18 protein-coding genes are annotated in these 20915 nt (G+C 60.6%); 4 read left to right on the top strand and 14 right to left on the bottom strand.

Annotation, left to right across the window (positions count from 1 at the left end; translation table 11 throughout):
• Window positions 1–187: 187 nt before the first annotated feature.
• The 3 genes from ACM6I6_RS09840 to zwf are packed head-to-tail and all read right to left on the bottom strand — an operon-like array spanning window position 188 to window position 3040.
• Entirely contained in the window at window positions 188–853 is a 666-nt protein-coding gene (locus tag ACM6I6_RS09840; protein WP_020797030.1) for a bifunctional 4-hydroxy-2-oxoglutarate aldolase/2-dehydro-3-deoxy-phosphogluconate aldolase, read from the bottom strand.
• A gap of 17 nt (window positions 854–870) precedes the next feature.
• The gene (gene pgl / locus ACM6I6_RS09835; protein WP_323607238.1) at window positions 871–1584 is read right to left on the bottom strand and encodes a 6-phosphogluconolactonase; all 714 of its coding nucleotides are present in this window, start codon (window positions 1582–1584) and stop codon (window positions 871–873) included.
• Complete coding sequence (zwf, locus tag ACM6I6_RS09830) at window positions 1571–3040, bottom strand: glucose-6-phosphate dehydrogenase (RefSeq protein ID WP_274073387.1); 1470 nt, start codon at window positions 3038–3040, stop codon at window positions 1571–1573. Before zwf ends, pgl begins: the two co-directional genes overlap by 14 nt.
• A 226-nt stretch (window positions 3041–3266) precedes the next feature.
• On the opposite strand from zwf, the gene ACM6I6_RS09825 reads away from it, so the two are divergent.
• Complete coding sequence (locus ACM6I6_RS09825) at window positions 3267–4127, top strand: MurR/RpiR family transcriptional regulator (protein ID WP_173668879.1); 861 nt, start codon at window positions 3267–3269, stop codon at window positions 4125–4127.
• A gap of 150 nt (window positions 4128–4277) precedes the next feature.
• On the opposite strand, the gene ACM6I6_RS09820 is transcribed toward ACM6I6_RS09825, so the two are convergent.
• From ACM6I6_RS09820 to ACM6I6_RS09790, 7 genes are all read right to left on the bottom strand, one after another.
• Window positions 4278–5132, bottom strand: coding sequence for a D-hexose-6-phosphate mutarotase (locus tag ACM6I6_RS09820; RefSeq protein ID WP_323607239.1), 855 nt, complete (start codon window positions 5130–5132; stop codon window positions 4278–4280).
• Window positions 5133–5245: 113 nt separating this feature from the next.
• On the bottom strand, window positions 5246–6592 hold the full coding sequence (locus ACM6I6_RS09815; RefSeq protein ID WP_406591733.1) for a carbohydrate porin: 1347 nt from the start codon (window positions 6590–6592) through the stop codon (window positions 5246–5248).
• 187 nt (window positions 6593–6779) lie between these two features.
• Window positions 6780–7940, bottom strand: coding sequence for an ABC transporter ATP-binding protein (locus ACM6I6_RS09810; RefSeq protein WP_274073384.1), 1161 nt, complete (start codon window positions 7938–7940; stop codon window positions 6780–6782).
• A 2-nt stretch (window positions 7941–7942) separates the two neighbouring features.
• Window positions 7943–8788: a carbohydrate ABC transporter permease gene (locus ACM6I6_RS09805; protein WP_047532453.1), complete on the bottom strand. Its 846-nt coding sequence runs from the start codon at window positions 8786–8788 to the stop codon at window positions 7943–7945.
• Window positions 8781–9689 carry a carbohydrate ABC transporter permease gene (locus ACM6I6_RS09800; RefSeq protein ID WP_034149180.1) on the bottom strand — a complete coding sequence of 303 codons (909 nt, stop codon included), beginning with the start codon at window positions 9687–9689 and terminating at the stop codon, window positions 8781–8783. The genes ACM6I6_RS09805 and ACM6I6_RS09800 overlap by 8 nt, the downstream gene beginning before the upstream one ends.
• A gap of 144 nt (window positions 9690–9833) precedes the next feature.
• Window positions 9834–11126, bottom strand: a complete 1293-nt coding sequence (locus tag ACM6I6_RS09795) for an ABC transporter substrate-binding protein (protein WP_406591736.1) — start codon at window positions 11124–11126, stop codon at window positions 9834–9836.
• 117 nt (window positions 11127–11243) lie between these two features.
• Entirely contained in the window at window positions 11244–12503 is a 1260-nt protein-coding gene (locus ACM6I6_RS09790; protein ID WP_414919821.1) for an AGE family epimerase/isomerase, read from the bottom strand.
• Between the two features lie 351 nt (window positions 12504–12854).
• Here ACM6I6_RS09790 and ACM6I6_RS09785 point away from each other — a divergent pair, with 351 nt between their 5' ends.
• Window positions 12855–13817 carry an IS110 family transposase gene (locus tag ACM6I6_RS09785; protein WP_274073711.1) on the top strand — a complete coding sequence of 321 codons (963 nt, stop codon included), beginning with the start codon at window positions 12855–12857 and terminating at the stop codon, window positions 13815–13817.
• Between the two features lie 72 nt (window positions 13818–13889).
• Here the strand turns inward: ACM6I6_RS09785 and ACM6I6_RS09780 are convergent, their stop codons facing one another.
• From ACM6I6_RS09780 to edd, 4 genes are all read right to left on the bottom strand, one after another.
• Entirely contained in the window at window positions 13890–15359 is a 1470-nt protein-coding gene (locus tag ACM6I6_RS09780; protein WP_323607242.1) for an ATP-binding protein, read from the bottom strand.
• Entirely contained in the window at window positions 15349–16080 is a 732-nt protein-coding gene (locus ACM6I6_RS09775; protein ID WP_274073380.1) for a response regulator, read from the bottom strand. The genes ACM6I6_RS09780 and ACM6I6_RS09775 overlap by 11 nt, the downstream gene beginning before the upstream one ends.
• 179 nt (window positions 16081–16259) lie before the next feature.
• Complete coding sequence (locus ACM6I6_RS09770) at window positions 16260–17219, bottom strand: glucokinase (protein ID WP_274073379.1); 960 nt, start codon at window positions 17217–17219, stop codon at window positions 16260–16262.
• A complete protein-coding gene (gene edd, locus ACM6I6_RS09765; RefSeq protein WP_008056761.1) occupies window positions 17216–19042 on the bottom strand; it encodes a phosphogluconate dehydratase in 1827 nt (608 codons plus the stop codon). Before edd ends, ACM6I6_RS09770 begins: the two co-directional genes overlap by 4 nt.
• 220 nt (window positions 19043–19262) lie before the next feature.
• Here edd and gap point away from each other — a divergent pair, with 220 nt between their 5' ends.
• Together gap and ACM6I6_RS09755 are read left to right on the top strand one after the other, a co-directional pair.
• Window positions 19263–20264 (top strand): type I glyceraldehyde-3-phosphate dehydrogenase, encoded by a 1002-nt coding sequence (gene gap / locus ACM6I6_RS09760; protein WP_274073378.1) that lies wholly within the window; start codon window positions 19263–19265, stop codon window positions 20262–20264.
• Between the two features lie 134 nt (window positions 20265–20398).
• Window positions 20399–20863 (top strand): methylglyoxal synthase, encoded by a 465-nt coding sequence (locus tag ACM6I6_RS09755; RefSeq protein ID WP_323607244.1) that lies wholly within the window; start codon window positions 20399–20401, stop codon window positions 20861–20863.
• The last annotated feature ends 52 nt before the right edge of the window (window positions 20864–20915 follow it).

The following is a 20915-nucleotide window of genomic DNA, read 5'->3' as shown; positions in this document are numbered from 1 at the left end:
GGGAGCGGGCTTGCTCGCGATGGACGTTAACGATAACGCGGGTTGCCTGATGCCCCGCGTTGTTCTCAGGTTTTTCGCGAGCAAGCTCGCTCCTACAAAGGTTTTTTTGCGGGCAAAAAAAACGGTGCACCGACCAAGCGCACCGTAAAGCCGTAAAGCACACAACGAAGTGTTGGGGTGAAGCTGATCAGTCCAGCAGCGCCAAGGCCTCGGCGGTGCATTCCTGAATGCGGGCCCAGTCGCCGTTCTTGATCCACTCCGGATCAAGCATCCAGCTACCGCCCACGCACATGACGTTTTTCAATGCCATGTAGCTCTTGATGTTGGCCGGACCCACGCCGCCGGTCGGGCAGAATTTCACTTCGCCGAACGGGCCGCCCAGGGCCTTGATGGCCGCGACGCCGCCGCTGACTTCGGCCGGGAACAGTTTGAAGCGGCGATAGCCCAGGCCGTAGCCTTCCATGATGCCCGAGGCATTGCTGATGCCTGGCAACAATGGAATCGGGCTGGCGACGCTGGCTTCGAGCAGGTCACGGGTGATGCCTGGCGTGACGATGAACTGCGAACCCGCAGCTTCGGCCGCGGCCAGCATGTGCCGATCCAGCACGGTGCCGGCACCGGTCACCAGCTCCGGACGCTGCTCACGCAGCACCTGGATGGCCTTGAGGCCGAACTGCGAGCGCAGGGTCACTTCCAGGGCGGTCAGGCCACCGGCCGCGAGGGCATCGGCCAGCGGCAGGATGTCCTGCTCGCGGGCAATGGTAATGACCGGCAGGATCCGCGCCTTGGCGCAGAGGCTGTCGATCAGGGCAACTTTGTCCGCCATGGAAACGGTCGGGGATGGGTTTGTCATAGCGGCTGTTCCTTGGCTCATGGGCACCAGTAAATCTCTAACGTGGGTTGCAAAAACGCGCGAATCGGCAGTGCGGCGACATCGTCACCGGCCAGTGCGGTATCCAGGGTGGTCAGCTTGGACTGACCGGAAATCGACAGAATCTTGTGTTTGGCCGAGGCCAGCAGCGCACGACTCATGGTCAGGCGCTGACGCGGCACGGTGGGTGCCAGCATCGGGTAACAACGACGGGTCCCGTCAGCCTTCAAGGCTTCGGCCAGGTTCGGGCTGCCGGGGAACAGCGACGCGGTGTGGCCGTCATCGCCCATGCCCAGCACCAGCACGTCGATCACCGGCAGCTCGGAAAGCAAACGGTCGGCGTGATCGGCGGCCTGTTCAAGGTTGGCGCTGGCGCTGTACAGGCTCAGGAACTGCGCCTTGGCCGCTGGCCCTTGCAACAGATATTTCTTCAGCAGGCCGGCATTGCTGTCGGCGTGCTCGACCGGCACCCAGCGTTCATCGGCGAGGCTGACCACCACGTTCGACCAGTCCAGCGCCTGCTTGGCCAGGTGCTGGAAAAACGCCACCGGGCTGCGGCCACCGGAGACCACCAGGGTCGCCGTGCCCTGGGCTTCAATGGCATCGCTCAGGTGCTTGGCCACATTCAGTGCCAGGCTTTCAGCCAGCAGCACCGGGCTCTTGAACGCATGGGCGCTGACGCCCTGCGGCAGTTTCAAATCAGATATCGCCATACCACGACCTCCCATCCCGCGTGATCAGAGCAATGGAGCTCATCGGTCCCCAGGACCCGGCCGCGTACGGCTTGGGCGCATCACCGGATTTTTTCCACCCGGCGATCAACTGGTCACACCACTTCCACGCAGCTTCGATTTCATCTTTACGGACAAACAGGTTCTGATTGCCGCGCATCACTTCCAGCAACAACCGCTCGTAGGCATCGGGAATCCGTGCGCTGCGCCAGGTGTCGGAAAAATTCAGCTGCAACGGACCGCTGCGCAGCTGCATGCCCTTGTCCAGGCCTTGTTCCTTGGTCATCACCCGCAAAGAAATGCCTTCGTCCGGTTGCAGGCGGATAATCAGCTTGTTGCTGATCTGCAGGCGCTGCTCGGGAGCGAAGATGTAGTGCGACGGTTCCTTGAAGTGGATGACGATCTGCGACAGCTTCTGCGGCATGCGTTTGCCGGTACGCAGGTAAAACGGCACGCCGGCCCAGCGCCAGTTGCGAATGTCGGCACGCAGGGCGACGAACGTCTCGGTGTCGCTCTGGGTGTTGGAATTGGGTTCTTCCAGGTATCCGGGCACCGGTTTGCCTTCGCTGTAGCCGGCGATGTACTGGCCACGCACCACCTGGGTGGTCAGGCCTTCCGGGCTGATCGGTGCCAGCGCCTTGAGCACTTTGACCTTCTCGTCACGGATACTGTCGGCGGACAGGTCGGCCGGCGGGTCCATGGCGATCAGGCAGAGCAGTTGCAGCAGGTGGTTCTGGATCATGTCCCGCAGCTGGCCGGCCTTGTCGAAGTAGCCCCAGCGGCCTTCGATGCCGACCTTCTCGGCCACGGTGATTTCCACGTGGGAGATGTAGTTCTGGTTCCACTGGGTTTCGAACAGGCTGTTGGCGAAACGCAGGGCGATCAGGTTCTGGACAGTCTCTTTGCCCAGGTAGTGGTCGATGCGATAGGTGCGGTTCTCCGGGAAGAACTGCGCCACGGCGTCATTGACCTTGCGCGAGGACTCCAGGTCCGAACCGATGGGTTTTTCCAGTACCACGCGGGTGTTTTCCGCCAGGCCGACCTTGGCCAGGTTTTCGCAGATCGCCCCGTAGACGGCTGCCGGTGTGGCGAAATAGGCGATGACCCGTTGCGCGCTGCCGGCCACTTCAGCCAGGGCCACATAGTCTTCGGACTTGAGGAAGTCGACGTGCAGGTAGCTCAGGCGTGCGAGGAAGCGCTCGAGTACGGCTTCGTCCAGCTCCTTGGCACCGACGTAGCGGCGCAGTTCGGACGTGATGAACGCCAGGTGCTCCTGCTCGCTGCCAGGCTCACGGGCCAGCGCGATGACACGCGTGTCCTCGTGCAAGAGGCCTGCGCCATCGAGTTGATAAAGGGCAGGAAACAGCTTGCGCAGGGCCAGATCGCCCAGGGCGCCGAACAAGGCGAAGGTGCACGGTTCAACCGTAATCGAAGGCATGATGTTTGTTCTTTTATCAAGTTAAGCTACAAATACCTTTTTTCAAGGCATCACTCAAGGGAAAATGTAGTAATAACCACAACATTTTCGCAAAATACAGATTCCGTGTGGTGGTCGGTCGGAGCCATCAGTAGGATAGGCCACCGTTATGGGCCACACCAAAGGCCCTTTTTGCATTAGCCGCGCGCTTATCGGCGCAGGTGTAAAGGATACTTATATGGACCGCGTGCGAAATTTACTGGAGCAAATCCAGAGTCGCCTTGAAGAGCTGAACAAGGCCGAACGCAAAGTGGCCGAGGTGATCCTGCTCAATCCACAGCAGGCCACCCGCTTCAGCATCGCCGCCCTCGCCCAGGCGGCGTCCGTCAGCGAACCGACGGTCAACCGTTTCTGCCGTTCGTTCGGCGTCAGCGGTTACCCCGAGCTCAAGCTTCAGTTGGCCCAGAGCCTGGCCAGTGGCGCGGCCTATGTCAGCCGTGCGGTCGAGGCGGATGACAATCCTGAAGCCTATACCAAGAAGATTTTCGGCAGCGCCATCGCCTCCCTGGACAGTGCCCTGCAGGCGCTGGACCCGAACTTGATCAGCCGCGCCGTCGATCTGTTGATCCAGGCCCGGCAGATCCACTTCTTCGGCCTCGGCGCCTCGGCCCCGGTGGCGCTGGATGCCCAGCACAAGTTCTTCCGCTTCAACCTCGCCGTGACCGCCCATGCCGATGTGCTGATGCAGCGCATGATTGCCTCGGTGGCGCATACCGGCGAGTTGTTCGTGATCATTTCCTACACCGGCCGCACCCGCGAACTGGTGGAAGTGGCGCGCATTGCCCGGGAGAATGGCGCCTCGGTGCTGGGCCTGACTGCAGAGAACTCGCCCTTGGCCAAGGCCAGCACCTTGAGCCTGAACATTCCGCTGCCGGAAGACACCGACATCTACATGCCGATGACTTCGCGGATCATCCAGCTGACCGTGCTCGATGTGCTCGCCACTGGCATGACCTTGAGGCGCGGGGTGGATTTCCAGCCGCATTTGCGCAAGATCAAGGAGAGCTTGAATGCCAGCCGGTATCCGGTGGGCGACGAGTTCAACTGATCCGAAATCCCGGCTGACCGGTCCGGCCTCATCGCTGGCAAGCCAGCTCCTACAGGTTAAGCGGCGGTCGCAGTTTTTGTGCTCGACGCGGACACTGTAGGAGCTGGCTTGCCAGCGATAGGGCCAGCCGAGACACCGCAATATCCAGAGCTAAACCCCCACCCGCGCCTGCAAACTCAAATGCGCCCGCTCCCCAGGCTTCAGGCACAGGCTGTCGGTGCCGCCACTCGCCGCCTCTACACAAACGAATTCGGATATCTCGCTCCAACTCACCCCCAGCAACGGCCGCGAACCCGGATGCCACACAACGGTATCAGCGCTGGCGCCCGTATCGATGCACAACGCCCGCTCCCAGGCGTGATCGTTAAGCTGTAACTCACCGTCATGCTGGAACACCCGCTGGCAGCCGCCTTCGACGCGCAACTCGCCTTCCTGCTGGCAAATCTGTCGGTTCAACTGGTCGTAACCTTGCGCGCCATCGAGCCCAGACAGCGCTACCTCACCGACATCACCAATACGCCAGTAAGCGTGCAAAGCCTGGCTCAACTGGCACGGCATGTCGTCCTGATGCTCGGTGCTCAGGCGCAAATCCATGCGTTCCCCCAAGTGCGCATGCAGGTCTACCTGCCAGTCGCACAGCTCCAGCTGCCAGTGCAGGCGCACGCCATCGTCATCGTTGCTGCTGTCGATCAGTTTCCAGTCGAGTAAACGCGCCCAACCGTGGGACGGCCAGGCGTTTTCGCTGGGGTGACGGCCGTACCATGGCCAGCACACCGGCACACCACCGCGAATGGCCCCGACCTGCGGCCACTTCGCCGCGCACCACAGCCAGGGTTTCTGGCCCTTGGGCTGGAAGTGCAGCAACTGCGCACCCTGGCGACTGAACACCGCCTGACACAGCGGATGATCGATCACCAGCACGTCGCGCTTCTGATAGCGCTCCCACGCAAACACCGGCCGTTCGCGCAAGGATTTGAAGAAGCGTTGTAGCGGATGCTCAAGCATGTGCCACGGTCCTGAAAATCGTCTGTTACCGGGGTGCGCCGCCGGCAAAAAAAAGCGGACAGCCTTGGCCGTCCGCAAAATGCGCACATGGAGAGGAGCTTATCGCAGTCGCGTTAGAACACCGACTGAATTTTCAGGCCGGCGACCAAAGCGTCATCGACTTCATCCACACCGCCCGGGTGAGTGATGTATTGCAGGTTGGGACGCACGGTCAGCCAGTTGGTCACGTGGAAGCCGTAGTTGAGTTCGTAGTTGTATTCGGTGTCGCGCAGCGGCGAGAACAGCGGATCGTTGTAGTCGCTGACGTTATTGGAGGCGTTGACCAGCTCGGCATTTTTCTTCACGTCATCGTTGACATGGATGCGGGCGAAACCGATCCCCATGTCATCTTTCGGACGTGCATCGAACGGGCCTTTGTAGACGAACATCAGCGACTGGTAGTTGTCGACGATGTTGGTGTCCTTGTCGTGGAACGTCGCGTTGGCGGCGATGTTCAGACCGCGGGTCGCATCACCGTTATGGCTGGTGAGTTGCTGTTGCGCCACGAACCAGTAGCCGTGCTTGCTGCTGTGGCTGCGATAGGCGTTGCCGCTGGTGGCCGCGTTGTTGCCGTTGTCGTCTTCAAGCACGTCATCGGCGCTGGCGGTGCTTTTGTAGTAACCAACACGGTATTCGCCCGGCAACTTGCCTGGGTTGGGCAACCACACCAGTTCCACCGGCAGGACGGTGCCTTCGGTACCGCTGCCGCTGAGCTTGAAGCCGTTGCCGTGCTCCAGTTGCGACGGGTTCTGGTTGTACGCGCCGATCTGCGCATACCACTCAGGCGAGAAGTTGTACTTCACGCGGATCGCCGCCTGACTGACCGGCCAGTTGTACCAGATGTTGGTGGCCCAGTTGCCCACCTGGGAGCCGCAGAACGCCAGGTTCTGGAATTCGCAGGGGAAGGTGTTGAAGTCTTCACCTTCACCGAAGTAACCGGCCTTGATGTCGAGTTTGTTGTCGAAGAACTGATGCTTGATCCACAGTTGGGTCAGCCGGACCATGTGCCCACGACCATAGACTTCCTGGGAGGAACTCAAGGTGCCGGCACGCGGGTCGCCGATACGGTCGTTGGAGATGTTCTCACCGTTACGGTTGGTAAGCTGGATCTTGGCCTGGGTGTTGTCCCAGCCGAACAGTTTCTCCAGGTCCAGCGCCGCCCCCAGGCCGAACTGGTCACTGTAGCGTGCGGTCTTGTCATCGTTGAAACCGCCGTCGAGGTTGCCGCCCACTTCACCGACGTAGTCCATCTTGATGTCGATGCCCTGCTCGATCAGCCTGGTCCGCTCACCACCCCAGTCGCCCGTCATCCATTCGGAATCGGCACTGAACGCATCAGCCGCGTGCACGCTACCGGCCAGCATCATTGCCGCAATTGCCGATAACTGGCAGATAAGCTGAGCGTTGTTGTTCTTCTTCATCCCTACATCCTCGTCTTATTGTTATTAACTGTTTTTATCTAACGCGGTTACATCCCCTGTGGGAGCGGGCTTTTGTGGGAGCTGGCCTGCCGGCGATAGCGTCAACTCGGTTCGAGGTTAAACCGAGTTGTCCGCATCGCCGGCAGGGCCAGCTCCCACACGACCCCGCTCCCACATTTTTTGATCTTCAGCGGCCTTTGAATTGGGCCACGTTGGCGGCGTGAGCTTCGGTTTTCGGCAAGCCAGCCACCCCCAGCCGCTCACCTGTCTTGGCATCGAACAGCAGCACTTTCGCCGGATCGAATTGCAACGTCAGGGTCTCGCCAACCTGCGGCGCCACGTCCGGCGCCAGGCGGCAGCAGACCTTGGTGTCGTTGAGGTTGACGAACACCAGGGTGTCCGGCCCCGTCGGTTCGGTGACCTGGACTTCGGCGCGAATGCTCGGCAAGCCATTGGGCTCGCCGCTGGCCAGCACGATCTGCTCAGGGCGCATGCCAAGGATCACTTCGCGGTCTTCGAGCCCGGCGTCCTGCATGCCCAGCGGCAGCTCGCAACGGGCCTGGCCGCTGTCGAGCAGCGCCAGCAGGCGACCGTCCTTGCGCTGCAGGCGCAGGGGAATGAAGTTCATCGGCGGCGAACCGATGAAGCTCGCCACGAACAGGTTGGCCGGGTTGTTATAGATGTCTTTCGGCGTGCCGAACTGCTGGATGATCCCGTCCTTCATCACCGCCACTTTGTCCCCCAGGGTCATGGCCTCGATCTGGTCGTGGGTCACGTACACCGTGGTGGTTTTCAGGCGCTGGTGCATCAGCTTCATTTCGGTGCGCATCTCGACCCGCAGCTTGGCGTCGAGGTTGGACAGCGGTTCGTCGAACAGATAGATCTTCGGCCGCCGCGCCAGGGCACGGCCCATCGCCACGCGCTGTTGCTGACCACCGGAGAGCTGGCCGGGCTTGCGATTGAGCAGGTGTTCGATCTGCAGCAGCTTGGCGACGCGAGTGACTTCCTCATCGATGGCCGACTGGCTCATCTTGCGGATTTTCAGGCCGAACTCGATGTTCTCGCGCACGCTCATGGTCGGGTACAGCGCGTAGGACTGGAACACCATGGCGATGTCGCGATCCTTGGGGCTCATGCCGCTGACGTCCTGGTCGCCGATCATGATTGCGCCGCCGGTGATGGTCTCGAGACCGGCGATGCAATTCATCAGGGTCGACTTGCCGCAGCCCGACGGGCCGACAAGGATCAGGAACTCACCGTCCTTGATCGACAGTTCGATGTTCTTCAGGGTGTCCGGCAGGCCGGCGCCATAGGTCTTGTTTACATTGCGAAGTTCGAGCGTAGCCATGATTACCCCTTGACTGCGCCGGCCGTCAGCCCGCGCACGAAATACTTGCCTGCGACCACATAGACCAGCAGGGTCGGCAGCCCGGCGATCATCGCCGCGGCCATATCAACGTTGTATTCCTTGGCCCCGGTACTGGTGTTGACCAAGTTGTTCAGCGCCACCGTGATCGGTTGTGAATCCCCGCTGGAGAACACCACCCCGAACAGGAAGTCGTTCCAGATCTGAGTGAACTGCCAGATCAGGCAGACCATGATGATCGGCGTCGACATCGGCAGGATGATCCGGCGGAAGATGGTGAAGAAACCCGCACCGTCGAGGCGCGCCGCTTTCACCAGCGCATCGGGAATGCTGATGTAGTAGTTACGGAAGAACAGCGTGGTGAACGCCAGGCCATAGACCACGTGCACGAACACCAGGCCCGTGGTGGTGCTCGCCAGGCCCATCTTGCCGAGGGTGAACGAGGCCGGCAGCAGGACGGTCTGGAACGGCAGGAAGCAACCGAACAGCAACAGGCCGAAAAACAGCTGCGAACCACGGAAACGCCACATCGACAGCACGTAGCCGTTCAAGGCACCGATGGCCGTGGAGATCAGCACCGCCGGAACGGTGATCTTGATCGAGTTCCAGAAATAACCGTCAACCGTGGCCCAGGCCTTGACCCAGCCGATGCCGCTGACCACGGTCGGCCAGCTCAGCAGGTTGCCGGTGCTGATGTCTTCCGGGGTCTTGAAACTGGTCAACAGCATGACCACCAGCGGAATCAGGTAGAGCATCACGGCGAGGATCAGCACGGCGTAGATCGCGATGCGACTCAAGCTGATGGCAGGTTTGGCAGCGAGACTAGTCATGACGCTTGGTCCTCAGCTCGGAGTACAGGTAAGGCACGATGATTGCGAGAATCGCACCGAGCATCAGAATCGCACTGGCCGAACCCATGCCCATCTGGCCGCGACTGAAGGTGAAGGAGTACATGAACATCGCTGGCAGGTCCGAGGAGTAGCCCGGGCCACCGGCGGTCATCGCCGCCACCAGGTCGAAACTCTTGATCGCGATGTGCGCCAGGATCATCACCGCGCTGAAGAACACCGGGCGCAGGCTTGGCAGCACCACTTTCCAGTAGATGCGCGGCATGCTCGCCCCATCGATCTGCGCGGCACGGATGATCGATTGATCAACGCCGCGCAGGCCGGCGAGGAACATCGCCATGATGAAGCCCGAGGCTTGCCAGACAGCGGCAATCACCAGGCAATAGACCACGCGATCCGGGTCGATCAGCCAGTCCAGGCGGAAGCCTTCCCAGCCCCAGTCACGCAACAATTTATCCAGGCCCATGCCCGGGTTGAGCAGCCATTTCCATGCAGTACCGGTGACGATCATCGAGAGCGCCATCGGGTACAGGTAAATGGTGCGGATGAAGCCTTCTCGACGGATGCGCTGGTCGAGGAAAACCGCCAGCAGCACGCCGATCACCAGGGTGATGCCGATGAACATGCCACCGAACAGTGCCAGGTTCTTGCTCGCCACCCACCAGCGGTCGTTGTCGAACAGCCGGGCATATTGCGCCAGGCCCGCCCACTTGTAGTTGGGCAGGAAGGTCGATGTGGTGAACGACAGAACGAACGTCCACAGGATGTAGCCATAGAAGCCCACCAGCACGATGAACATGCTCGGCGCCAGCACCAGTTTTGGCAGCCAGCGTTGCAATGCATCGAACGGCGAGGCCTTGCTGAACACAGCAACAGAACTCATGGGGAAATCCAGTACGAGGGAATTAGGAGTACAAGTGCGTTTCCTGTGGGAGCCAGCCTGCTGGCGATTGCGGTGGGTCAGTTGATACATCCGGTGTCTGACACTCCGCTATCGCGAGCAGGCTCGCTCCTACAGGGCCAAGCATTACTTGGCCGACTGAACCGCCGCGCCGAGTTTTTTGGCCGCATCAGCCGGGTCGGCTTTCGGGTCGTTGATGTAGTTGGTCACTACGTCGAAGAACGCACCCTGTACCGCCAGCGTGGTCGCCATGTTGTGCGCCATGCTCGGTTGCAGGCCGCCGGACTTGGCGTCAGTCAGGAAGTCCTTGGCCGCGGTCTGGGCGCACGCATCGAAACCGTACTTGCCCATGTCCGCCAGCATGTCGTTGCGCACCGGGATCGAGCCCTTGTTGATGCTGAAGACTTTCTGGAAGTTCTCACCCAATACGACTTTGGCGATGTCCTGCTGACCGGCTGCAGTGCCTTTGTCTTTTTGCTTGAACACTGCCAGCGAGTCGATGTTGTAGGTGAAGGCCTTGTCGGTACCCGGGAACGCTACGCACTCGTAGTCCTTGCCGGCGACCTTCTTGGCGGCGGTCCACTCGGACTTGGCCCAGTCACCCATGATCTGCATGCCGGCCTTGCCGTTGATGACCTTGGCCGCTTCCAGGTTCCAGTCCTGACCTTTGCCGTCGGCGTCCATGTAGGTCGCTACTTTCTTCAGTTCGGTCAGCGCCTTGACCATTTCCGGACCGGTCAGCGCGCCGTTGTCGAGATCAACCAGGGCTTTCTTGTAACCATCGACACCCATGACCGAAAGCACAACGGCTTCGAATACGGTGCTGTCCTGCCAAGGCTGGCCGCCGTGGGCGAGCGCAATGAAGCCGGCAGCCTTGAGCTTGTCGCCTGCCGCGTAGAATTCTTCGAGGGTGGTCGGGTTCTTGGTGATACCGGCTTTCTTGAAGACTTCCGGGTTGATCCACAGCCAGTTCACCCGGTGGATGTTCACCGGAACGGCCACGTAATCACCTTCGAACTTCACGGTATCGGAGACTTTCTTGTCGAGCAGGCTGTCCCACTTCTCTTCTTTGGCAACGTCCTTGAGGACGTCGGTGTCGAGCAGACCGGTCGACGCCCACTCCTGAATGTCCGGGCCCTTGATTTGGGCAACGCCCGGCGGGTTACCCGCTACGGCACGGCTTTTCAGCACGGTCATGGCCGTCGCACCGCCACCACCGGCGACTGCGCCGTCCTTCCAGGTAAAGCCGTCTTTTTCGACTTGAGCCTTGAGCACATCGACCGCTGCCTTTTCGCCACCGGAGGTCCACCAGTGAACGACTTCCACGGAACCTTTGGATTCGGCGGCAAGCACACTGAGCGGGAGCGCAGACAGGGAGACGAGGGAAATGACAGTAGCGAGGCGAGAAATCGCATTCATCGAGAAGTACCTTTCTTGTTGTTATGCATGCAAGTCTGGTGCTTGCGCTGCAGAGGATTTTAAACAGGGGACGGCCCTTCGCAGGTAACGAAGGGACGCGCGAATGTCACCGCATGGTTACACAGAACCGCTCTGGGACAATGCTGCCAGCGCACTGGCCATGCTCGGCGCCAACGGCAGGCGCGGGATCAGCACCGCTTGCCAGGCGTGATAGAGGTCGGGTTTTCCGGGCCAGATATCGGCACTTGGGCGGTTCAAGGGGTCGAGTTCGTGATGCCAACTGCCATCGCATCGGTCGATGAAATGACTGTCACAGAATTCCCAGAACAGTCGGTACCAGTATTCGTATTGCGCATCGCCGGTGCGCTTGAGCAAGGCACTGGCGGCGGCGCTGGCTTCGCAATGGGTCCAGTGCAGGCGATGGCGAACCACTGCCTTGTTGTCCCAGTCGAGGGTGTAGACCAGGCCCGGCGCGCCGTCGATGCTCCAGCCGTGGCGGCAGTTGTGCTCGAAGAGTTTTTGCGCGTCGGTGGCCAGCCAGCCTGGGGTGAGCATGCCGGCGCGTACTCGCGCAGCCTCGAGATGCAAGAGCAATCGAGCCCATTCGAAACCGTGTCCCGGCGTGGTGCCGTAGGGGCGAAAACCATCGGCCGGGTTGTCGTGGTTGTACTCGCGCAGCGAGTGCCAGTCGCGGTCGAAATGCTCGATCACCAGATAGTCATTGGCGGCGGCGTGACCATGAATCACTCGCTCGACGATGCGCTGGGCGCGGTTTAACCAGCGCTTGTCGTCGGTGACATCGGCCAGGGCGAGGAAAGCTTCGGTGGCGTGCATGTTGCTGTTGGCACCGCGGTACGCCTCCTCCTCGCTCCAGTCGCGATTGAAGGCTTCGCGCATGGCACCTTCTTCTTCGCTCCAGAAACAGCTGTCGATGATGTCGATCGCGTCATCGAGCAAAGCCTGCGCACCGGGCCGTTGCGCGACCACCGCGGAACTCGCGGCCAGGGCCACGAAGGCATGCAGGTAGGCGTTCTTGCCGGTGTTACCGTCACGGTGTTGGGCGAGCGCGAACCAGCCACCGTGCACGGCATCGCGCAGCGGCCCACGCAGGGCCTGGATGCCGTGATCCACCAGGTCGGCAAATCCTGGCAGGCCCTGGATATGCGCCATGGCGAAGCTGTGGGTCATACGCGCGGTGTTCATGGTGTGGGCTTGGGCGTCGGCCGGCAGACGACCTTTTTCGTCGAGATTGCCGAAGCCTTCAGGCAGTCTTGATGCCTTGGCGAATGCCAGCAGGCGCAAGCCTTCGGCGGCGAGCCATTGCTGATGGGCCGGTGCGTTCAGCCAGCTGCTGAAGGCGGGTTGAGAGGAGTCCATGGGGTGCCTTTTTTGTTGTTATGACTGAGGGGCAGTCTAAACAACGGGCGGTGGTGGGCTTGTAACGAAGGGGGCGTGTTATGTCACCAAGCTGTGACATTTCCCTTTTGAAATTGCGTTGAATGCACTGACGCCTTCGCGAGCAAGCCCGCTTGTATGTTTAGACTTGTAGGGGTGGTGGGACTAAAAGCCAGCATCTGACTCTAGCCAGTACAGACCGTGGGAGACTTCGCCCCACCCCTTCACCAAAGCGCCGATAAGGAATGCATCGGCCATGACCGACGATAGAAGCAAGCCAGCGCAATGGTGAAGCCCCGACAAGCCTTTAAACCCTAACCCGGAGCTTTCTTTGTGGCAATGAGTGTCTCGCGTTCTGTAGTCGGAGTGGATGTCGCCAAGGCCGAAGTGGTGGTCTATCAGGCCGACACGGATCTGCTGTTACCCGTGTCAAACGATAAACCGTCTCTTACAAAGTGGCTGAAAACGTTACCTGCAAACAGCGCCATCGCGATTGAAGCCACCAATATCTATCACCTGGATACGGTTGAGCTGGCTCATGCAATGGGACATGCCGTCTATGTCATCGACGGTTTCCGTTTGAGTAACTACCGCAAAGGAGTGGGTGGCCGCGCCAAAACAGATGCCAGCGACGCGCGTTTACTGGCGCGTTACTTGAAGAACGAAGAGGAAGAGCTACGTCCTTGGAGCCCGCCGCCGAAGGTCTATACCAAGCTTCAAAGCCTGCTTCGAAGACGAGCGACATTGGTCCAGGCGCGTGTCAGCCTGACTCAAAGCTGGAACGACGAGCCGCTGCTGAAAGCGGCATTCAAACAACAGATAGCTGCCATGGGTCGATTGGATTTACTCATCCAGAAGAAGCTGTTGGAAGTCGTCAAAGAGGCGGGTCTGTTGGATCAAGTCAAACGCTGCCAGGCCGTAGAGGGGGTCGGTTTTCTTACCGCCACCGCACTGACGATGGCATTTCAACGTGGCGACTTCGCCAGTGGTGACGCCTATATCGCGTTCCTTGGAATGGATTTGAGAGTCTCTGATTCGGGGCAAATGAACGGACGTCGAAAGCTGACCAAGAAAGGTGACTCAGAAATACGGCGTCTGCTGCATAACGCCGCGATGGCTGCCAGTCGCTCGAAGACCTGGAAGCCGTTTTACGAACGCTATCTGGAGCGAGGATTAAAGACGACTCAAGTGCTGGTCATCCTGGCTCGAAAGCTGGCACGAGTGGCGTTCGCCCTGATGAAGAACCAGAGCGAGTATCAGCCAAATCCAGTCTTGGGGGCTTCCCCCCAAACATAGAATCTCCCACAGTTGGAATGCATTCCAACTGTGGGAGCGGGCTTGCTCGCGAAGAACGATAACGCGGTATTACTAATCAACACTGCGGGGCAGTTGCAGGGTCACCCGCAACCCCCCCTCACGCAAATTCTGCAAACTCACTTCACCCCCATGACTATGGGCAATATTGCGCGCAATCCCCAACCCCAACCCATATCCCTGCTGCTGCCCGGCCAGACGAAAGTGCGGCTCGAACACCTGCTCCAGTCGCTGCTCGGGAACCCCTGGCCCTTCATCATCGACATGCAGGACAAACGCGCTGTCGTCGTCATCGATGTGCAGGTGGGCGTTCTGGCCGTACTTCAGGGCGTTGTCGATCAGGTTGCCGATGCAACGCTTGAGCGCCAGTGGTTTGCCCGGATAGGCCGCCAGGGCGCGGCCTTGCTGGGTCACGCGGCCGTTACCATTGGGTGACAGGTACGGTTCGACCAGGCACTCGAGCACATGGTTGAGGTCGACCTGCTCGATGTTCTCGTGGATGTCGGTGTCTTTCACACATTGCAGTGCGCCCTTGACCAGCAGCTCCAGCTCATCCAGGTCACGCCCGAACTTGGCTTGCAGCTGTTCGTCTTCGAGCAATTCGACCCGCAGGCGCAAACGGGTGATCGGGGTGCGCAAGTCGTGGGAAATCGCGCTGAACAACTGGCTGCGTTCGGTCAGGTAACGGCTGATGCGCTCGCGCATGGTGTTGAAGGCGCGGCCGACTTCGACCACTTCACTGCCGCCGCCTTCGGCCACCGGCTCGACGTCGGCGCCCAGCGACAAATCCCGCGCCGCCCGCGCCAGGCGCTTGAGCGGCCGGCTTTGCCAGTGCACCAACAGGCCGATGAACAACAGCAGGAAGCCGCTGGTGAGGACGATGAACCACACCTGCTGCGCCGGCAGGCCTTGTTCTTCAAGACTGGTGTAGGGCTCAGGCAACAGCGAGGCGATGTACAGCCATTCGCCCGGCGCCATCTGGATCTGCGTGACCAGCACCGGCGGGTTCACCGGCTCCAGGGTCAGCGCGTAGTGCGCCCAGGAACGTGGCAGTTCGTCGAGCTTGAGACCAGCGTTGAAGATGCGCAGGTCTTCGGGGCTGACAAAGGTTACCGAGATGTCGGTGTCCTGCCCGAGGGACTGGCGTAGCACCTGGTCCACCGCCTTGATCACCGCTTCCTTGCGGGGCGTGATCGGCAACACTTCCATGCCCAGGGGTTTGTCATTGAGCGTCACCACGAACCGCGTACCGCCCATGCTGCGCAGCTGGTCGAGCACCAGCGGGCGATAGGCCACCGGCAACGAGCGCAGGTAACTGACGCTGGCGTTCATCGAGTGAGCGAGGCTGCGCGCGCTGGTGACCAGGCCTTCCAGCTGGGTCGCACGTAACTGGGAAACCCAGATCACGCTCGACAAGGTCTGGGCAAACAACACCGCGAGTAACGTCAGCAACAACATGCGCCCGAGCAGCGAGCGTGGCACCGGCACGCGGCCGGCGAGCTTACGCAAAAAATCAGTGACCATTGGCGGCAACCACACTGGCTGCCAGCTGATAGCCGCTACCCCGTACGGTGCGAATCAGCCGCGGTGGTTTTTCCGTATCGCGCAGACGCTGGCGCAGACGACTGACCGCCATGTCGACGATGCGGTCCAGGGGCATCAGATCCCGGCCACGGGTGGCGTTGCCGATGGTGTCGCGGTCGAGGATTTCCTGGGGGTGATCGAGGAACAGCTTCAACAGGGCGAAATCGGCACCGGACAGAATCACCTCTTCGCCATCGATGTGGAACAGGCGATGACTGACCATGTCCAGGCGCCAGTCATCGAAGGCCAGCACTTCGTTGCCGGAGCGCTCCTGGCCGAACTGGGCCCGGCGCAGCAAGGCCTTGATGCGTGCCTGCAATTCCCGGGGGCTGAAGGGCTTGCCCAGGTAGTCGTCGGCCCCCAGCTCCAGGCCGATGACCCGGTCGGCCTCGTCGGAGCTGGCGGTGAGCATGATGATCGGCACCTGTGACTGACGCGGGTGCTGGCGAATCCAGCGGCACAGGCTGAAACCGTCTTCGTCCGGCAGCATCACGTCGAGGATCACCAGGTCGCTGGGGGCGTCGTTGAGGGCCTGGCGAAAGCCGGCGCCATCGGGCGTGGTACGCACCTGGAAACCCGCGCGGGTCAGGTAGGTGTCCAGCAACTCGCGTATCTCTTGATCGTCATCGACCAACAAAATCGACTTGTTGACTGAGCTCACAGGAAGGCGTCCTTGTTATTTGAATTGGGCGGATTATGCCTTAAGCACCATTTCTACAAACACCACAGAAACAATTGTGGGAGCGGGCTTGCTCGCGAAAGCGGTGTGTCAGTCAACGAATGTGTTGAATGTAAAACCGTTTTCGCGAGCAAGCCCGCTCCCACATTTTTGATCGCATTTCACACTGGGACAGATTGTTCCAGTGCTACCCCTGCCCCCATCAACCCGGAATATGGCGCCGTCACCAGCCACACCGGAATCCCCTTGAAGTAATCGCTCATGCAACCCTTGTCGGCAAAGCATCGAGCGAAGCCGCTTTCGAGGAAGAAATCGGCGAAGCGCGGGATCACCCCGCCAACGATGAACACACCACCACGCGCACCGGTGGTCAGCACATTGTTGCCGGCCACGCGACCGAGCCAGCTGCAGAATTGTTCGAGCACTTCCAGGGCAATCGGATCGCCCGCCAACCCGGCAGCCGTAATCGCCTCCGGGGTTTCGAGTACCGGCGTGTGACCGTCCACCGCACAGATCGCCCGATAAACTCGGGGTAAGCCGCCGCCACTCAACGCCGTTTCAGCGCTGACATGGCCGATCTCGTTGAAGATGTGCTGCCACAGTTGAGTCTCGCGCGGACTGCTCAGCGGCAGATCGACGTGACCGCCCTCCCCCGGCAACGCGGCAAAACGCCCGTCGCCCAGATCGAGCAACGTGCCAACGCCCAGCCCCGTACCCGGGCCAATCACCACCGCCGGGCGCAACGGCTCCGGCGTGCCTTCGCACACCACGCGAAATTCGCCGGGTTGCAGGCGGGTCATGCCCAGGGCCATGGCCGAGAAATCGTTGACCAGCAGCAGCTGATCGACCTGCAAGGTCTTGCAGAAACCCTTGCGGCTCAAACGCCAGTGATTGTTGGTGAATTTGAATTCGTCGCCGCTCACGGGGCCTGCCACCGACAGGCATACCGAGCCGATGGAACCCGGCGCCAAGCCGAGTCCGCTCAGGTAGAGGCTGATCGCCTCTTCCGGGCTGGCGTGATCGGCCGTCGCCAGCACCTGGACGCTTTCCAATTGCTGGTTTTTCCACAACGCGAAACGTGCGTTGGTGCCTCCGATGTCACCGACCAAAGCCAGTTTCAATTAAGCGTCTCCAGGGCAGAAGTGAAGGCGCTGGCCCCCTGCTCCGCCGAGCTGAAGGCCATGCGCATGAAACCAAACAGTTCGCGACCGGTGCCGATGTTGTTGCCCAACAAACCCTTGGCTGGTGTGCGCGCTGCAAATTCTTCGGCGTCCACCTTAAGCTCCAGGGTGCCTTTGACGCCATCGACGCGGATGATATCGCCCTCTTGCACCCGTGCCAAAGCGCCGCCCACATAAGCTTCGGGGCTGACATGGATGGCCGCCGGGATTTTCCCCGACGCACCGGACATGCGCCCGTCGGTCACCAGGGCCACCTTGAAGCCGCGATCCTGCAGCACGCCAAGGAATGGCGTCATCTTGTGCAGTTCCGGCATGCCGTTGGAACGCGGGCCCTGGAAGCGCATCACCGCGACAAAATCCTTCTCCAGCAAACCGGCCTTGAACGCATCGGCCAGGTCCTGCTGATCCTGGAACACCATGGCGGGCGCTTCGACGATCTGGTTTTCCAGTGCTACGGCGGAAACTTTCATGACGCCGCGACCGAGGTTGCCTTCCATCACCCGCAGACCACCTTCCGGCGAGAATGCGCGGGCGACCGGACGCAGGATGCTTTCATCGAGGCTTTCGGTAATGCCTTCGCGCCAGACCAGTTCACCGTTGTCGAGGAACGGCTCCATGGTGTAACGGCGCAGGCCGTGACCGAGCACGGTGTTGACGTTTTCGTGGAGCAGCCCGGCGTCCAGCAGTTCGCGAATCAGGAACGACATGCCGCCCGCGGCCTGGAAGTGGTTGATGTCGGCCTTGCCGTTCGGGTAGACGTGGCTCAGGGTCGGCACCACCTCGGAGAGGTCGGCCATGTCCTGCCAGGTCAGCTGGATGCCCGCCGCCATGGCGATCGCCGGCATGTGCAAGGTGTGGTTGGTCGAGCCGCCGGTGGCGTGCAGGGCGACGATGGAGTTGACCAGCGAACGCTCGTCGACGATTTCGCCGATCGGCAGGTAGTCGCCGTTCTGCTTGGTGATGCGCGTCACCTGGTGCGCCGCTTCGCGGGTCAGGGCGTCGCGCAACGGCGTGTTCGGGTTGACGAAGGAAGCGCCCGGCAAGTGCAGGCCCATGACTTCCATCAACAGCTGGTTGGTGTTGGCGGTGCCGTAGAAGGTGCAGGTGCCGGGGCTGTGGTAGGAGTTCATTTCCGACTCCAGCAGCTCTTCGCGGCTGGCCTTGCCTTCGGCGTAGCGCTGGCGCACGTCGGCTTTCTGCTTGTTGGAAATACCCGACACCATCGGCCCGCCCGGGACGAAGATCATCGGCAGGTGGCCGAAGCGCAGCGCGCCCATCATCAGGCCCGGGACGATCTTGTCGCAGATGCCGAGCATCAGCGCGCCATCGAACATGTTGTGGGACAGCGCCACGGCGGTGGACAGCGCGATGACTTCGCGGCTCGGCAGGCTCAGCTCCATGCCCGGCTCGCCCTGGGTCACGCCATCGCACATGGCCGGGGTACCGCCGGCGAACTGGCCGACGGAGCCGATTTCGCGCAGGGCCTTCTTGATCAGTTCGGGGAAGACTTCGTACGGCTGGTGCGCCGAGAGCATGTCGTTATATGACGAAACAATTGCGATATTGGCGGAGTTCATCATCCGCAGGCTGTTCTTGTCGTCGCTGCCGCAACCGGCCACGCCGTGGGCGAAGTTGGCGCATTGCAGCTTGCCGCGCATAGGACCGTCGCTGGCGGCATCGCGAATCAGTGCAAGGTAAGCCTCACGCGTGGCGCGACTGCGGGCGATAAGCCGTTCGGTGACCTCAAGGACGCGGGGATGCATGTGTAGAACTCCAGGCTAACGGATGTGGCGACCTGATTGTCTATGCTGATCAAAGGCCGGTGTCGATGGGATGACAGACGGTTTTCTTGATCGGTTGGACCAGTTGATTCAGGTCACTCGTTGTAGATTGAATAAAATATTGCCATTAAAAAGGCTTGTTTTCTATTTTTTTGCGAATAATCTTGTAATTCCAACAACAAAACGACGGCGGCGCTGATAAATGACTCTACGAATCGCAATCAATGGTTTTGGCCGCATTGGTCGTAACGTCCTCCGAGCACTCTATACCCAAGGCTATCGCCAGGATTTGCAGATCGTCGCCATCAACGACCTGGGAGACAGCGCTATCAATGCGCACTTGCTCAAGTACGACACGGTTCACGGCACGTTCGAAGCCGATGTCCAGCATGACCAGGAAAGTCTGACCGTCAACGGCGACCGCATTTCGGTCAGCGCCATTCGCAATCCGGCCGACCTGCCCTGGGCTGCGGAAAAGATCGATGTGGTGTTCGAATGCACCGGTCTGTTCACCGACCGCGCCAAAGCCGCCGCGCATATTACGGCCGGCGCACGCAAAGTGATCATCTCGGCCCCGGCCGCAGGCGCCGACGCCACCGTGGTATATGGAGTCAACCACGACATTCTGCGCCAGTCGCACCAGATTATTTCCAACGCCTCGTGCACCACCAACTGCCTGGCCCCGGTGGCTCAGGTACTGCACCGCGAACTGGGCATCGAAAGCGGCCTGATGACCACCATCCATGCCTACACCAACGACCAGAACCTGACCGACGTCTACCACAGCGACCCGTACCGCGCCCGTTCGGCCACCCAGAACATGATCCCGAGCAAGACCGGTGCTGCCGAAGCGGTCGGCCTGGTGCTGCCGGAACTGGCGGGCAAACTGACCGGCATGGCCGTGCGCGTGCCGGTGATCAACGTCTCCCTGGTCGACCTGACCGTGCAGCTCAAGCGCGAAGCGTCGAAGGAAGAAGTCAACGAACTGCTCAAGCAAGCCGCCCAGCACTCGAAAATCCTCGGCTACAACACCTTGCCGCTGGTTTCCAGCGACTTCAACCACAACCCGCTGTCGTCGATCTTCGACGCCAACCACACCAAGTCCAGCGGCAAGCTGCTCAAGGTGCTGGCCTGGTACGACAACGAATGGGGCTTCTCCAACCGCATGCTCGATAACTGCCTGGCGCTATGCCACGCCGAATAATTCGGCGCCTGCATGATCGCCATCGCCAGCAAGCCGGCTCCTACAGGAATCGCATACGACGCGCCTTGTAGGAGCCGGCTTGCTGGCGATGGCGTCCTCAGAATCACCCTCGCAAATCGCCTGTGGAACACTCCATGATCGGTATCAGCTTCACCCAAAAATCCATCGCCGCGCGCAAGCGCATCGCCCTGGTCGCCCACGACCACTGCAAGGTGTTTTTGCTGGACTGGGCGGCACGTCAGAAAGACCGCCTGGCCCAACATGAACTGGTCGCCACCGGCACCACCGGGTTGTTGTTGCAACAACGCCTGGACCTGCCCGTGGAGAGCATGATCAGCGGCCCCCTGGGCGGCGACCAACAGCTCGGCGCACGCATCGCCGAGCAAAGGGTCGACATGCTGGTGTTCTTCTGGGACCCGTTCGAACCACAGCCACACGACCCCGACATCAAGGCATTGCTGCGGGTCGCGGCGGTCTGGAACATCCCGGTGGCATGCAACGAATGCAGCGCCGACTACCTGCTCAGCAGCCCGCTGATGGATCAGGCACACGCCCATAGGATTCCCGATTACGCGACGTATTTGCAGGGTCGTGCGTAAACCTTCACAAATCAGGACTTGACCATTCAAGTAGATGATAAGCATTATCATT

The organism is Pseudomonas sp. IT-P218 (assembly GCF_949767605.1).
Classification (GTDB): Bacteria; Pseudomonadota; Gammaproteobacteria; order Pseudomonadales; family Pseudomonadaceae; genus Aquipseudomonas; species Aquipseudomonas putida_AE.
The sequence above is the reverse complement of the archived record's forward strand: the minus strand, read 5'-3'. Positions and strand labels throughout refer to the sequence as shown.